The sequence below is a fragment of the Acidihalobacter yilgarnensis genome, from assembly GCF_001753245.1.
Lineage (GTDB): Bacteria > Pseudomonadota > Gammaproteobacteria > DSM-5130 > Acidihalobacteraceae > Acidihalobacter > Acidihalobacter yilgarnensis.
Genome location: NZ_CP017415.1, coordinates 561053 through 575955, shown reverse-complemented (window position 1 = coordinate 575955; position 14903 = coordinate 561053). Strand labels below are relative to the sequence as shown.

The window sequence follows — 14903 nt, the reverse complement described above, 5'->3', positions numbered from 1 at the left end:
GTCCTTATTTATCCGAGACCCCATCTTCGACAATCTGGGGAGTTTTTCAACAGCCTGCTAGAGAAGGGCTCTGGCATGAGCAATGAAACGTTTCGGCCCAGGACTTCTTCACCGCGATATTGGAACATACGCTCCGCCCCCGGATTGAACAGCTCGATGATTCCATTTTCAGAGATGGCAACGATACCTTCGTTGACACTCTCCACCAGGGTCCGGACCTGGCTCTCGCTGTCGCGCAAGCGTTCGTTCGCCTCGTGGGCGTCCCGCTCGGAACGCACCAATTCCGCCACCAGCGGCGTGAACAGCCAGCGCAGCGACAACAGGGCGATCAACAACAAACCGGCCAGCAACGGCAACAGATACCTCAGCTGTTTCCAGATGGGTGCATACAACTCCGCGCTATCGATTTTCAGAACCACGCCAAGTCCTGTCCGACCGACCGGACGATAGGCCGCTACCACCTCCTTGTGACGATAATCCTTCGCAATAATCGAACCGACCTTTCCCTGCAAGGCATAACTCATCGGCAGTGGTATCCCAGTGCGGGATGTCCTCGACAAGTGCAGCGGCTTGCGTGTCAGCGAGGTGGGGAAACAACTCATGTTGACTTCGCCTGAGGGCACGCACATGACCAATTCCGCCGTGGTTCCCCGGCGCCCGGTGCTTTTAAACAGCTGATCCAGGGTGGGTAGGGGCGTTTCCACGACCGCCTTCCCGATCGCCTGCCCACCAAGCTCGACCTTCATCATCGAGCGTAGGAAATACCCGTTTCTATACAGCAGCTGCGCGTGCCCAGGCACTCGGATGGGGACCATCACTTCAGGACTTCGGACAAAGCGTCCGGCATGTGCGACCTCGTGTCCCATCTTGTCGTACAGCGTAATCGCTGAGGGCCCTGTCAGGAGAAACGAATTGACGCCTTTTTGTAATGCGATCTGCGCGGTCGCATTGCCAGGCTGCGCATTCAACACTTCGATTTGCTTGATCAAAAACGGGCGCGTGGCAATCGTCATGGTTTTCTCGAAACCATGCTTTATGGTGGCCTCCTCCAGCACCACGATATTTTCCAGGGATGAGCGCAAACCTGTCACTAACTGATTTTCAGCATTGTTCTTCATTACATAAAATACCGTCATACCAACCGATACGGCTGCTATGACCAAAATAATCCTCGCCATTAGGATTATTTTTGCCTGATTTATTTTTGTTCTTTCCATCGTGTTACAGACTCGATTGAGAATTGATGCTCATATTCCCGGCGAATTTCAGCCAGACATATAAAGTGTCTCCGGGCGCACTACCATTGTCCCAGGCGGGCCAAGAACCGGAAGCCGCCTCAGGCGCCGCGTACCATAACCGAGTCTTTGATCGTCCTCGATATGCCACTTTGCTGACATGGGTATTCACCTTCGTACCGATCAGTTCCGGTAAGCGCGCTGATAGGATGCAAGCCTTGGCGACACCTGCTTGCCTCATAACGCCGGCCCCGCGTCTCCCTGCCTGAAATCATTCGGATTTTTGTCGTTTGTCAGACGCGCCACGCGCGCCCGGACGATACGTCGCAACGTGATATCCACCAAGGTGGTTTCGTGTGGATTCATAAATTGCGCCAGACGCCGCACGCTCGCCTTCAGTGCGGCCGGCAGATAGTGCACCAGGCCTTCACCGGGGTAGGGCCGAATGTGAATACCCAAACTGCCAGCGCCGGGTAGCGCCTCGCGTAATACGCCACCCTGTACATCCAACAGCGGATGATCTCCCGCCATGATCGCGTGGTTCAGAAAAAAGGTCAGCGCATTCTTGTTACGCCCATTTTTCTGTCGGTCCGCGAAAAAGCCCGCCGGCAAGTGATTGGGGTCGTTTCCCGGACCCGCCGTCAACGCCAAATCAAAGTCCTCGACCATGTAACCAGCATCGTCCCGAACCCGGAAGATTAGCATCGAATACGGGTCGTGGATAAAGCGCCGTCCCGGCAGCAGAATGCCGGGTGGTGTCTCCACGCGCTCCCGGTGCTGCACGTCAGCGGTCAAGGTATCGAACACATCGCACAAACGCAGATAATCCTGCCGACTGCCTACCCGGAGACACGCCAGGACCGCATCAACAGTTGCATCCGCCGTCGCATCGGCTCGGATGCTTTGCATGATGCCCATCTTCTCGCCCGAATGCGCCTTGCCTGCGATCAGCGCGAAGGCCGTACGCGGCGCACGGCGTACAGCCTTCAGTCGCAACATTTTCGCCGTATAACCTGGATGCGGGCCCGCGTTCGTCTGCACTGGCGCACGCTGCTCCAATTGAATAAGGGTCGCGTTGAGATTAGCCGCCGCAACGCGCACCACCCCGTCCGAACCCAATTCACCGGTATAGGTATTAAGCGGGTCGTACAGATGTCGGTCGATACTTTGCCCGGTGAGGACGAAGGGGAACACCGGCTGTCGCGCTGCCGGCACGCGGGGGTAGTCGAACCACGACCGATTAAGCGCCCAGGCCTCCGTGGACCCCAGTTCTAACCAGTCAAGCATATGTTGGCCTGGCTCCACGCCCGCAAACCAGGCTCGCAAACGCCCGACCCGGCCCTTGCCGAGCTGTGCCAGTGCGGAGCCGAAATTAGCGGGCGCCAACATGATCAGATGACTCATCGGGCACACGCCGCCACCCGACCGCTGGACATAGTAGCGATCCCACCAGTCGCGTACCACAGGTCCGCCAGTAGAATGCGTGATGCAGGCGAATCGACGCCCCGCGTCGAGTAGTGGGCCCAGCTCGCGGCGCACGGCAGCCTCGAAGGCCCGTGACACATCCTCCAGACGAACTTCGTCGCGAAAGCTGACGTACTCGCTCAACCAGATCTGCCGCACATCAATTCCCAGCCCCGGCTCGCGCCGTGCCTCCATCTCCAGTCGCTCCGCCAAGCCGCCGTATACCGACGTCTCATAGACGCTCCAGCCATGCACCAGCACCACCAATCGCCCCGTCTGAGACGCCATCCGCACCTCCTCTCCCGCGTCTCAGCAACCTCGACGCAGGTCACTCCCGAGACCACTCGCGTACGCGCCGACGCATACATATTAATATAGGGTCCGCGAACGCGTTTGTGCGGGTAACACCTGACGCCAGGTCATCCAAGCGCTTGTTAACCGACATGCGGGCGTACAAAGAACGCCTTCGTTCAGGCAAATCGGCCCAGGGCACCGGGTGTCCTCAAACCTTAAAGCAAGATGCAATCGGCCGGTCGAGACCCTCGAATCAGCGACGCTATGACGACGCCGAGTAACGATTTCTCAGTCACAATCGCAACCTGCTCGATCGGCTTCGCAAGACCCGGCCCGCGGCCACGCGATTCAACACCGCACACCCGGCGGCGGCGTCCCATATAGACGCCAAACGCCACACCGCCCCCTTGACGCAGGAGAAGCACTTGATGACATCGCACATACGAAAACTCGGTAGCCAGGGACTCGTAGTCCCGGCCATCGGCCTGGGCTGCATGGGTATGAGCCAATCCTACGGCCCGGCGGACGAAGCCGAATCCATTGCCACACTGCACCGTGCCATCGAACTCGGCTGCACCTTTCTCGACACTGCCGAGGTCTACGGCCCCTACACCAACGAGACGCTACTGGGCCGTGCCTTGGCCGGCAAACGCCATCAGGTGGTGATCGCAACCAAATTCGGCTTCAAGATCGAGGATGGCGGGATCACGGGCGCCAACAGCCGCCCCGAACGCATCCGCAAGGCAGTGGAAGGTTCGCTCCGGCGCCTGCGCACCGACCACATCGATTTACTCTATCAACATCGCGTCGACCATGAAGTCCCGATGGAGGACGTCGCCGGCACGGTCGGTGAGCTGGTCAGCGAAGGCAAGGTACGCTTCTTCGGCCTCTCGGAGGCTGGCGAGGCCAACATTCGCCGCGCCCACGCCGTGCATCCCGTCTCCGCGCTACAAAGCGAATACTCCCTCTGGGAACGGAACCTGGAGCAGGACATCATTCCCGTGCTGCGCGAACTCGGCATCGGCCTCGTGCCCTTCTCGCCGCTGGGACGCGGCTTTCTCACCGGCACCGTCAAGCGCGCAGAGGAATACCCCGAGGACGACTTCCGCCGCAACGACCCGCGCTACCAAGGCGAGCACTACGACGCCAACATGCGCGCCGCGCAGACAGTACGCGATCTGGCCGCCACGCTTGGCGTCAAGCCGGGTCAAATCGCCCTCGCCTGGTTATTGAGCAAAGGTGACGATATCGTGCCCATCCCCGGCACCAAGCGTCGGCAATACCTGGAAGAAAACATCGCTGCCGCCGACATCGCGCTAAATGCGGCCCAAATGCTCGCCCTAGACGAAGCTCTTCCGCCCGGTACGGCCTCCGGTGCACGTTACAGTGAACGGATGATGGCGATGGTGGATCGCTAAGCCTAACCCGCTCGCATTTCGCCCAGGGGGCAAGCAACCCACAGGCCGCTTACCCCCAAACCAGTGTCGATTTACCTTACAATAAACCACACTGTACGCATTGATTATAAATAACACATTGAATATTAAAACAATAAAAATATGGCTTGTTTTGTGCTTTGATCCGTATGTGACATTCAAAACATGAAATGTCTCCGGTTAACACACCGAAAATATTAAGGGGGTAAATCAAAATGCACATAACGGGCTTGCAACTTCACACGCGCGCGGTCGCGATCGCGGGAGCGATTGCATTATCGGTCGCCAGCACTGCGGCGCTGGCGGTTCCTTACGTGGTCGATACGCCGCTCTCCGGTATCGGTTCCCAATTCGATAACGTGGTCAACGGCGCCGGTACTTCGGTAGTCACAACCCAGGTCGTTAACGGGCAAAACACCTACAACTACACCGATGCCGGCGGCAACGCGGCTACCGTTACGGTCAGCCGCCCGAATGGCGGAACGCCGACCATGACCTCAGGCTACAGCAGTAACGGTATCGCGCTGTCGGGCGCGGTCTGGATCATCAACCCGAATACGAGCGCGGGCGAACCGATTCCCGGTTACAACTCGGGACTCACCTTCGACTTCAGCTCGCCGATCAACGCCTTCGGCTTCGAGGTAGGCGATTGGGCCACGTGCTGCATGGCCGGCACGCGACCCGCCTCGATCCAGTCAACCTACGGCGTACCGGCAACGGGTTCCGGCTTGTGGATCGCCTTCGATGGCGGTACCGCAACGCTGCCCGCAAATGCCCTCAGTGCCAACGACAATCCGGGCTATGCCGCCGCGAACAGCTATACCAACTTCATCGGCGCAATCGATAGCGCGAGCACCTTCTCGAAGGTCACCTTCTTCGGCGACGGCTTCGGTGAATATCTGGTTGCGGGCGGTACGCTGCGCTTCGCCTCGGTACCCATCGGCTCGGTCGGTGGCGGTGGCCTCAATGTGGCCGAACCCTCCACGCTGATCACCTGGGGCCTGGGTCTGTCGATCCTCGGTTTCCTCGGCTGGCGCCAGCGCGCCGCAGGCAAGCGCATACCTAGTGGGCATCCATTGCTCGCCTGAGCTGCCCCACTCACCATCTGTCCAGACCACAATCGCCCCACCTGCCGATACGCAGGTGGGGCGATTTCCAGAAAATCCGGCACATCACCGGGCACCCCAAGTGAACCACATGCAAGCCACCACACATCACTCACACTCGAGTACAGAGTGATGGGCGGAGATCCTCTGCCAAGTGGGCACAAGCTTCGTCACGACGGTGTAGACACACCATCCCGACCGCCTGCCCCGCCAAGCCCGTCTCACATCCTTTTACTCATAAAGCCTCGAACGCCCCATCGCCAAGGCGCATCACGGCGTACGGGCGATGGGGCTCTGTCAGCAATCACCATCACGGAATCGAAGTCGCGCGGATCAAAAGCAGGCCCAATCCATGGGGCCGCCAACCTGACGACATCACCCAGCACGCCTCATGCGGCGTTCGGGGCAATCGACTTCAATCCTGCTGACAGCAGGGTGTCAGCAGCCCCCTCGCAAACTGAGCATCTCCTTGCCCAGCTCGCCTCATCGCAAACCGGGCACAACACAACCACCGTCAGGAGTCGCCAAGCCATGAACAGCCCATCCGAATTGACCTTCTTCCACGCGCCGCACAGCCGCTCCTCGTCCGTTCGCGTACTGCTTGAAGAGCTGGGTGCGCCCTATCGAATACACGCCATCAATCTCAAGGACGAGGCCGAATACGACCCCAGCTATCGCGCCATCAACCCCTTGGCCAAGGTGCCGGCCCTGAAGGACGGTGACGCTGTGATCACGGAACGCGTCGCCATACACATTTACTTGCCTGACCGTTTCCCAGCGGGCGGACTCGCACCCACCGTCGACGATCCGCAACGCGGTCCCTATCTGCGCTGGCTGGCGCTCTACGGCTCCTGCTTCGAACCCGCGGTCATCGATCGCCAGCAGCAGCACGCACCCGCACCCTACTCGACTTCACCCTATGGCGATTTCGATACCTTGTTCAAAACACTCACCGATCATCTCGAACACCAAGGCCCTTGGATGCTGGGCGAACGTTTCAGCTCGGCCGATATACTCTGGGCTTCCTCGCTCAACTTTACGACACACTTTGAACTCATACCGGAGCACCCGGCGATCCGCGCCTATATCGACCGCTATCTTGCCCGCCCTGCCGTGCAACGCACCTATGCCGCCGATATCGAACTCGCCGAGACGCAGGATGCCGGGGTCACAACTTGAGATCATGGTCCGGCCGGACCGCATGATCGCTCGGCCGGGTCGCGCTCGCAGCAGCCTCGTTTCCCGGGCATGATGCCGCCATGCGTCGTGCGGACCGCCTGTTTTTGATCGTCCATGCCTTGCGCGGCCGGCGCACGGCCTTGACCGCCCGTGCGCTGGCGGAAACGCTGGGTGTCTCGCTGCGTACGGTCTATCGCGATATCGCAGATCTGCAACTGTCCGGCATCCCCATCGAAGGCGAGGCCGGCATTGGCTACGTCTTGCGCAAGGGCGCGGACATACCGCCGCTAATGTTCAGCGCGGCGGAAATCGAGGCGCTGGCCGTCGGCGCACGGTTCGTATGCGCCTTCGCAGGCGGTCATCTCGCGACTGGCGCGCGCGCGGCCATGCTCAAGATCGACGCCGTCATTCCGTCGTCGCTGAGACTACACGCCAGCCGAACTCGCGTGTTCGCGCCACCCAAGGTCTGGTACGAAGCCACCTCCGGGATGATCGATCGCCTTCACGAAGCCATCCACGAGTACCGGGTTCTGCACATCGATTATCGCGACGAATCCGGGCGCGAAAGCCGGCGCGAGATCGAACCGCTGTGTCTGGCATTCTGGGGGATGCTTGGACCGTCGGCGCCTGGTGCCGGTTGCGCGAGGACTTTCGCAACTTCCGCATCGACCGCCTGACGCGAATCGAAGACAGCGGGGAAAACTTCGGGGACGGTGTCGGCCGTGATCTCGCGGCCTACCTGAAAGCGGTCGGGGCGCCGAATCAGTTACCCTGACACTACAATCATCCTGCGCAGATTCGTCGCAGGATGTCATCGTCGGCAGATCGGGGCCGTGGCCGGGCGAGCGGGTTCCATCGCCCCGACCGCGCGTTGCGCACGACCGGGGCAACCGTTCAATCAGTGCAGGTGCTTGTCAAAGAAAGCCAGCGTGCGAGTCCAGGCGAGTTCAGCCGCTTCCGGGTTGTATTCGAGCGGCGGCAGGTTCTTCGAATCCGCCTCCTCATTCGCGAAGGCGTGCTTGGCGTCGTAGCGATGGAACTCGTAACCGACGCCGGCGGCCTTCAGCTTGGTTTCCAGGGCATCCACGCCATCGATGGCGAAGAACTGATCCTGGGTGCCCCAATGGCCGAGCAACGGCGCCTTGACCTGAGTGGCGTCGACGTATTCGAGCGGCGGATAACCATACCAGATGGCATTGGCGTCGCTCTCCGGCACGAATACCGCCGCGAGCACCGTCAGCGCGCCGCCCATGCAGTAGCCAGTGACGCCAACCTTAGTGCTGCCCGTGCCCTTGAGATGCTGCACGGCACCGCGGATATCCTGCCCCGCCGCATCCCCGAAGTTGAGGTCGCCCATCAGATGCTCGGCCTCATTCGCCTCCAGCGCCAACTTACCGCGATAAAGATCCGGCACCAGCACGCGATAACCGACAGCGGCCAGCTTCTCCGCAACGCCCTTGATCTGGTCGTTGAGCCCCACCACTCCTGGATCACCACGATACCTGGTGCAGCGCTGCCCTGTGCCGGCTCGACGAGGTACCCCTTCGAATCCTGACCGTCAGGCCGCTTGAAACTGATCATTTCGCCCATCTGTTAACTCCTGGAATTTGCATGTGAATTATCGGGCCCCTGTCACGTGACTCGGCAATACCGAACGCGAAGAGTCCGCATATTACGCTGAACGTCGTGTCAGCCCGCTACTCTCTGATCCCCCAACGGCGGTATCGGTTCCCTGCGATGCGGCAGGCAATAATGCCCAACGCTCCAATGCCGTCTGAACACGCTCCGTGACCGGCCTCGGTGCCTGTGTATCTGCACCGATACCAATAGTTACTATTTAGCCTCGTCGGCAACCACAGAACCGATACGTTCACCTACGCGGGGATCGCGGTTGACCACGTGCCGCGCGTAGAGGAAGGCGAGGACGAACACTACCAGTGCGACATAGGGGTAGAGGTTGAACGGATAGGGCTGACCGGGTGTGATCAGCCCCCACACGGGCAAAATCATGGCCAGGAAGCCGAGTACGGGCAGCACCGCGTGCCGCAGCCATGAGAAGGCAGTGCGTTGTTTGCGCCAAACGTAGAACGGCAAGGCCAGGTTGGTCACGCCGTAGGTGATAGCGACGGGAATGGTGCCACAGGTTGCTGCTTCGCCGAAGTAGACCACCGGATGCTTGCTTCCGGCGAACATGAATAACAAGGCCAACGCGATCAGCAAAAAGGTGGCGATAGCCGCCCACGGCGTTTGGTGCTCTGCATGCACGGCACCGAACACGTTCGGTAGTAGGCCTTCTCGCCCGCTGTTGAAAAGGATTCGCGATTGCGCGTTCACCAGCCCGATCAACGAGCCGAAAATGCTGGTGATCCCGGCCAGATACAGCAGTACGACGATGCCACCGAGCAAGTGTGTGGCGAGGTCGACGTAAGGTACTTGCGCAGCGTTGAGCGCTTTTACGTCGTAGCCGAAACCCACTTCGGTGGCGTAGGCGAGAAAGGTGTAGAGCACACCGATGGCGATGGCGCTGGTGAACAGCGCACGCGGCACCAGGCGGCGCGGCTCCTTGGATTCTTCAGCCATCATCGAGGCGTTCTCCCAGCCAACAAATAAAAAAATGGCAATGGGGAAGCCGAGGCCGAGGCCTTTCAATCCGCCGTCGAGATAGTGCGGCTCGAAGGGATGCAGATTGAGCTGGCCGTGGACCGCCAGAATGGCGATGCCGACGCCCACTAGAACCACCAATTCCACCCAAAAAGCGGCGGCTGCCCATGCGGTGGACAGGCGAACGCCGCGTACCGTCATCGTCCCGACCAGGATGATGGCGGCTAGGGTGAGAATTTCCCAGGGAATGTTAATGCCTAAATACCTGTGGATCGTCTCAGCCGTCCAACCACCCATAATGGCAACTACCGCTGAGCCAGCAAGGATGTAGCCGAAAATGAGGAAGACCGCTGCGGTAACCGCTGCGGTCGGGCCGAAACTCTTACCGATGAAAGTGACAAAAGAACCAGCCGAAGGCGTGAATCGTGAAAATTCAGCCAGCGTATTGGCCAGAAACAACACCGCAACCATGGCGGCCAAAATGGTCAGCGGTGCCGCCACGCCAGCACCGACGGCGATGACCGCAAAGCCGAAGTAGAAACTCATCGCCGGGGCGATGTTGGCCAGGGTTGCGGAAACTATGTAGCCAAGGCCGAGTTCGCCTTGGCGGAGTTTTGCCGGGCGCAGCGGCGATGTGCCGGTCATGGGCAGTTCTCCCAAGGGTGTGTCGTGATCCGACGGATTTGAACGTTGCAGCGAAATGTCTCGTCGTGGTGAAAACCTTTGTATGTTTTTCGCTTATGCTGGTTCTGACCATGACCGAGGTTCAGTGTTCAGTCCATTCAGGGTCGCATAGGGTATTCTGACCTCTGATAATGCCCTGGCCGAGACGATCAACGGCCTCCACAAAACCCGGGCGTATATGGACTCCCCCTTAGCGCAATCTTTTTGATGGCGGGATCAACGCGAACGGATATTCGACTTCAAATTGGGAACCGCCGTTCCTGAATCCAGATGGGTTAGGGGATCAGGTCGTAGCGACGTTTGAGCTGCACCTCGATTTGCGCGAAGGCGTTGGTGTAACGGTTCTTCAGCGCCACCAGCTGGTTGAAGATGGCGATGGCATAGAGCACGCCTGCCCCGATCAGCACCAACACCACAATCGTCGATATTCCCACAATCTCACCCCCCGGTTAGATCCTGCCCTTGTCGCATGCAGCGAGTCCTGGCCGCACACCGTGTAATTAACCGTCAATCAGCCAGCCATTGCTGCGGCAGACATTGATGCGGCAGACATTGATGCCCAAGCTAAAGAGTATAGGTCTCCCCGCCGCGCGACCGCCGATACGCGTCCGTGCGCTTTATCACGATCGCGCGCGAACGACGTACCCGCCCGTCGCCAAGTGCAGCCCGATGTACTCGCCAATTTTTCGATAGCGGTAGGCCCCCGTCTGGTAGGCCGCGACGATGGGCGCGTTCCAGTCGTGATGGTTCGCTGCAATTTTGCGCGAAACTGGCGCCGGCACACGGCGGCGCTGAGCACGGGGACCACTGAGTTTGTCGCCCGACAGATTCACCTTATGCTGCATCCGCCTACGGCAAAGCGGCAAACGCGGACATGACCGGAGGCACTCGCTTGCCAACCACTGGCAACATCCTGCCAACCGAAGGTCCTGACTGTAATACAGAAAGCACGGATATCCGTGTCTCCGCCCTATGGGGTAGCCAGGTCCGCAGCCATTCGTAGGCATATCGCCAACTTGGTCGGCATTTCCAAGAGTACGCATAGGTCCAGTTGAACGTATATGGCCAATGACTGGCCTCTGGCACGCACATTGCTCCATCAGCCGCGCAGCGTCTGCAAGCCGAAGCCCATCATCAGAGGCACAAACACATGACGATTTCCAGCATACCGGGTTCAAACAACCTGTTTGCACAACTCAATTTACGCAACACCACCGCATCGAATACAAATCAAACACCAGCCGGCCTGACAATCGGCGGGCAAAACCAGTCTTCGCAAGGCGGTGGTTTGGTTAATTCGGTTCTGCAAGCCCTTTCCCAGATCGGCGTTGGCCAAACTAGCGGATCGACCAACACCGCCGTTAGCAGCACCCTGACCACCAATAATTCAGCAAGCACATCCGGAGCGACTTCCCAGTCCGCGACACAAATGGCGTTGGCCAGCTTCATCCAGAGCCTCATGGCGGCGCTGCAAGGTCAGAGTGGCACGAATGGCACCACCGACCCCAATGCTCAGACGACCGGCAACCCCGGTATGCAAGGCATGCATCATCATGGAGGACATCATCTCCAGGCCGCATTGCAGAACCTGATCCAGCAGCTTTCAGGCACATCGTCGAGTTCGGCAACATCAGGCACCACAAGCAGCCAATCGACGAGCAGCCTGGCCAACCTTCAACAAAGCTTCCAAAGCCTGGTCACTGCGATGGGAAGCAATTCCAGTAGCACGAGTCTGACTGGTTTTCTGCAAGCCTTTTCGAACGGACTGCCCGGCAGCAACACATCCGCCGTAGGCAATCTGCTGCAGACGAGCATCTAATGCTGCGATGCTTTGCTTGCCCGCCGATGGTGTCTATCTATGCCGCCGGCGGGCCTCGGGAGGACAGATGAACGACGGCATCGGCTTTCTGATACTGCTTGGCATTGTCGTTGCCGGGGCGGTTGTTCTTCTATACGTCGTGCCCAGATTGCTTGCTCAGCCCGATAATGCGGATAGGCGGGATCAGTCTGACGAGGAGTGAGCGTGGCGCTCTGAAGTATCTCTGACCAAAGAGATTCACGCAGTCAACTGAATTACTGTTTTACGTTTCGCGATTAATCCCGATTACTGAAGAATCGATACGGAATGGCAGGCTTGTTTCACACGCCTTGAACAGCGATGTTCTTTATTGGGTTTAAGTGCGGGCGTGCGAGTGACTTTCTTTGGACGAACAAAGAAAATCACCCAAGAAATTCGTCCCAGATCACCTTGGCCCTACAGGCAACCTCGCGTGAATACGTATGGCCGGGGTCGCAGCCAAGCGCCGTCCGGGCGCCGGCTGCTCGGCCCGAGTCCTCCGGGGGCCGCCCCCGTCCAGCCGCATCCCCGCGAGGCAAAGCGATAAGGTAGAAAACACACAACCGCGACACTTCGCGGCTTCGCCTTTGATCTTTAATCCCGTTTACACCTTGCCTCGCCCGCACACGATGACGCGGGGTCGGGCGGCAAGGGCCGCCCGAGCAGACCTCGCCTGGACGGCGTGTGCGGGCGAGGCTTACCCGCAGAGACAAGGCGTTTCGGGCGCGTCGCTTGGAAAAATCAATCACGTTGAACTTGATTCGCGCCAGAAACCATGTGGCGTGTTTAATATCTGAGTTAGCGAATGTTACATTTCTGGACCTGACCCCAGATTTTCGATCTGCTGCAGACGAGCATCTAATGCTGCGATGCTTTGCTTGCCCGCCGATGGTGTCTATCTATGCCGCCGGCGGGCCTCGGGAGGACAGATGAACGACGGCATCGGCTTTCTGATACTGCTTGGCATTGTCGTTGCCGGGGCGGTTGTTCTTCTATACGTCGTGCCCAGATTGCTTGCTCAGCCCGATAATGCGGATAGGCGGGATCAGTCTGACGAGGAGTGAGCGTGGCGCTCTGAAGTATCTCTGACCAAAGAGATTCACGCAGTCAACTGAATTACTGTTTTACGTTTCGCGATTAATCCCGATTACTGAAGAATCGATACGGAATGGCAGGCTTGTTTCACACGCCTTGAACAGCGATGTTCTTTATTGGGTTTAAGTGCGGGCGTGCGAGTGACTTTCTTTGGACGAACAAAGAAAATCACCCAAGAAATTCGTCCCAGATCACCTTGGCCCTACAGGCAACCTCGCGTGAATACGTATGGCCGGGGTCGCAGCCAAGCGCCGTCCGGGCGCCGGCTGCTCGGCCCGAGTCCTCCGGGGGCCGCCCCCGTCCAGCCGCATCCCCGCGAGGCAAAGCGATAAGGTAGAAAACACACAACCGCGACACTTCGCGGCTTCGCCTTTGATCTTTAATCCCGTTTACACCTTGCCTCGCCCGCACACGATGACGCGGGGTCGGGCGGCAAGGACGCCGCCCGAGCAGGCCTCACCTGGACGGCGTGTGCGGGCGAGGCCTACCCGCAGAGACAAGGCGTTTCGGGCGCGTCGCTTGGAAAAATCCATCACGTTGAACTTGATTCGCGCCCGAAACCATGTGGCGTGTTTAATATCTGAGTTAGCGAATGTTACAATTCTGGACCTGCCCCCGAATCACTTGCTCTATGGGTCAATATCTGATGCCCCATACTGCATTCGTTGAGCAATAGCTTTGTTAATAAGTCCTTCAACCGTATCCGCCATGTTAATCAGCTTAACTTTCTGCATAAACTGCACCGGCCCAAGCTGTAGAAATAATTTTCCAAAAGCCTCATCGGCAAAACTGCTCGACACCACCGGGACACCATCAAAATCTATCGCAATCTGGGGAGATCCAGACATGCGCAATATGTTGTGTAACTTTTGTCGAAGTGGGCGACCAGAAACACGACTCCCAAATGCCTGACACTCATTTATGAGAATAAAATTGATAGGAATACCATCCGACTTCTCGTATTCTAACTCTAGGTAATCAATCGGCTTGTACGGTTTTCCGCCAAATTGGAGCGCGTCTTCGAGCAAGTCTGGATCAGTAAAATCGATAGTTGCGACAACTAACGTACCAGAATATGGAATATTTTGATTTGATATTGACAAGCCATTTTTAGAATTAAATTCCAACCTAGCATGTCCTGAGTCAACCTGAAAATACCCATTAGATTTGCTACATACGCGGAAAGTACCGAACAATCCATTCCCTTGGCCAATCTTCGCATCACGGGTGACGCCTTCCCGAATGGCTTTATCGAGAGCATCCGTGTCTGATGTAATGTCAGGTCGACCACCTTTAAGTGTTTGAGGTATTCCAACACCCGCATCGGCTACAACAAATTGAATGCTTTTGGTATTTTTTTCAAACGTAGAAACCTGCACCAACCCACCTATTGGAGATTCAGAGTGTAATAAAACATTGTCAGTGATTTCATTAATAGACCATTCAAATGCCGCTAAATTTGATCTTTGTAAGTCAGGTAAAGCACCAAGGACAATATTTACGATTCGGTTGACGGAGTTTTGCTGTTCATCAGGCGTCTTATATCTGGTGGCCGGGATTCGTGAGTGTCCGCGAAAATGCGATTGATCAAACTTTCGAGGATCTAGGAAGTAACCCCAGTTTGTATTGCGAAATAAACTTAATAGCCTCGGATTCTTGGGTGGTATTAATTCTATATCGATGCCAGCTTCCCTGTATGCGGTTACTTGAGCGCAAACGGAAAGCATTGAATTCTGAAACGCTGACGTACACTCCGACATATCCAGAATCAATTCAGAATATGCTGCTTTCTCTATGCCTTGATGAAATTGAGCCAACAGGTAATGAAAATCCTTTAGATCACCTGAAACGCGAATTACGTGGTTGTCCCGCGATATTTCAGTCATGAGTTTAAAGCTCTTGGTGCATGGCACATTGCTAAACAGGGACCAGGAAAACGGGGGCAGGTCTCGTTTTGTAGCATCCGGAAACG

12 protein-coding genes and 2 pseudogenes are annotated in these 14903 nt (G+C 57.6%); 7 read left to right on the top strand and 7 right to left on the bottom strand.

Translation table 11 applies throughout. The annotated features are described in order from the left end of the window. Positions 1–8 precede the first annotated feature (8 nt). Together BI364_RS02815 and BI364_RS02810 are read right to left on the bottom strand one after the other, a co-directional pair. Positions 9–1217, bottom strand: coding sequence for a PAS domain S-box protein (locus BI364_RS02815; protein ID WP_083251117.1), 1209 nt, complete (start codon positions 1215–1217; stop codon positions 9–11). A gap of 255 nt (positions 1218–1472) precedes the next feature. Continuing rightward, entirely contained in the window at positions 1473–2987 is a 1515-nt protein-coding gene (locus tag BI364_RS02810; protein ID WP_070077463.1) for an esterase/lipase family protein, read from the bottom strand. A gap of 434 nt (positions 2988–3421) precedes the next feature. Between BI364_RS02810 and BI364_RS02805 the strand changes: the two genes are divergently transcribed. From BI364_RS02805 to BI364_RS02790, 4 genes and pseudogenes are all read left to right on the top strand, one after another. After that, entirely contained in the window at positions 3422–4411 is a 990-nt protein-coding gene (locus BI364_RS02805) for an aldo/keto reductase (protein WP_070077462.1), read from the top strand. Positions 4412–4644: 233 nt separating this feature from the next. Continuing rightward, positions 4645–5517, top strand: a complete 873-nt coding sequence (locus tag BI364_RS02800; RefSeq protein ID WP_156782599.1) for a PEP-CTERM sorting domain-containing protein — start codon at positions 4645–4647, stop codon at positions 5515–5517. Between the two features lie 549 nt (positions 5518–6066). Beyond that, a complete protein-coding gene (locus tag BI364_RS02795) occupies positions 6067–6714 on the top strand; it encodes a glutathione S-transferase family protein (protein ID WP_070077461.1) in 648 nt (215 codons plus the stop codon). A gap of 80 nt (positions 6715–6794) precedes the next feature. Then, positions 6795–7489 (top strand): annotated as a pseudogene (locus tag BI364_RS02790) (helix-turn-helix transcriptional regulator). Between the two features lie 123 nt (positions 7490–7612). On the opposite strand, the gene BI364_RS02785 reads toward BI364_RS02790, so the two are convergent. The 4 genes and pseudogenes from BI364_RS02785 to BI364_RS02775 form a co-directional block, all read right to left on the bottom strand. Further along, a complete protein-coding gene (locus BI364_RS02785; RefSeq protein WP_197495808.1) occupies positions 7613–8194 on the bottom strand; it encodes a dienelactone hydrolase family protein in 582 nt (193 codons plus the stop codon). A 353-nt stretch (positions 8195–8547) separates the two neighbouring features. Next, a complete protein-coding gene (locus BI364_RS02780) occupies positions 8548–9960 on the bottom strand; it encodes an APC family permease (protein ID WP_070077460.1) in 1413 nt (470 codons plus the stop codon). A 317-nt stretch (positions 9961–10277) separates the two neighbouring features. Next, positions 10278–10418 (bottom strand): annotated as a pseudogene (locus BI364_RS17195) (LemA family protein); the annotation flags it as partial. Positions 10419–10619: 201 nt separating this feature from the next. Further along, positions 10620–10832, bottom strand: coding sequence for a hypothetical protein (locus BI364_RS02775; RefSeq protein WP_156782598.1), 213 nt, complete (start codon positions 10830–10832; stop codon positions 10620–10622). 317 nt (positions 10833–11149) lie between these two features. Between BI364_RS02775 and BI364_RS02770 the strand changes: the two genes are divergently transcribed. The 3 genes from BI364_RS02770 to BI364_RS18870 all read left to right on the top strand — a co-directional run bounded on the left by BI364_RS02770 (position 11150) and on the right by BI364_RS18870 (position 12900). Continuing rightward, the gene (locus BI364_RS02770) at positions 11150–11818 is read left to right on the top strand and encodes a hypothetical protein (protein WP_070077458.1); all 669 of its coding nucleotides are present in this window, start codon (positions 11150–11152) and stop codon (positions 11816–11818) included. 67 nt (positions 11819–11885) lie between these two features. Then, entirely contained in the window at positions 11886–12020 is a 135-nt protein-coding gene (locus BI364_RS18875) for a hypothetical protein (RefSeq protein WP_267887966.1), read from the top strand. A gap of 745 nt (positions 12021–12765) precedes the next feature. Further along, positions 12766–12900: a hypothetical protein gene (locus tag BI364_RS18870; RefSeq protein ID WP_267887966.1), complete on the top strand. Its 135-nt coding sequence runs from the start codon at positions 12766–12768 to the stop codon at positions 12898–12900. Between the two features lie 660 nt (positions 12901–13560). Here BI364_RS18870 and BI364_RS02755 read toward each other — a convergent pair. Further along, a complete protein-coding gene (locus BI364_RS02755; protein ID WP_070077456.1) occupies positions 13561–14817 on the bottom strand; it encodes an STAS-like domain-containing protein in 1257 nt (418 codons plus the stop codon). Positions 14818–14903 lie beyond the last annotated feature (86 nt).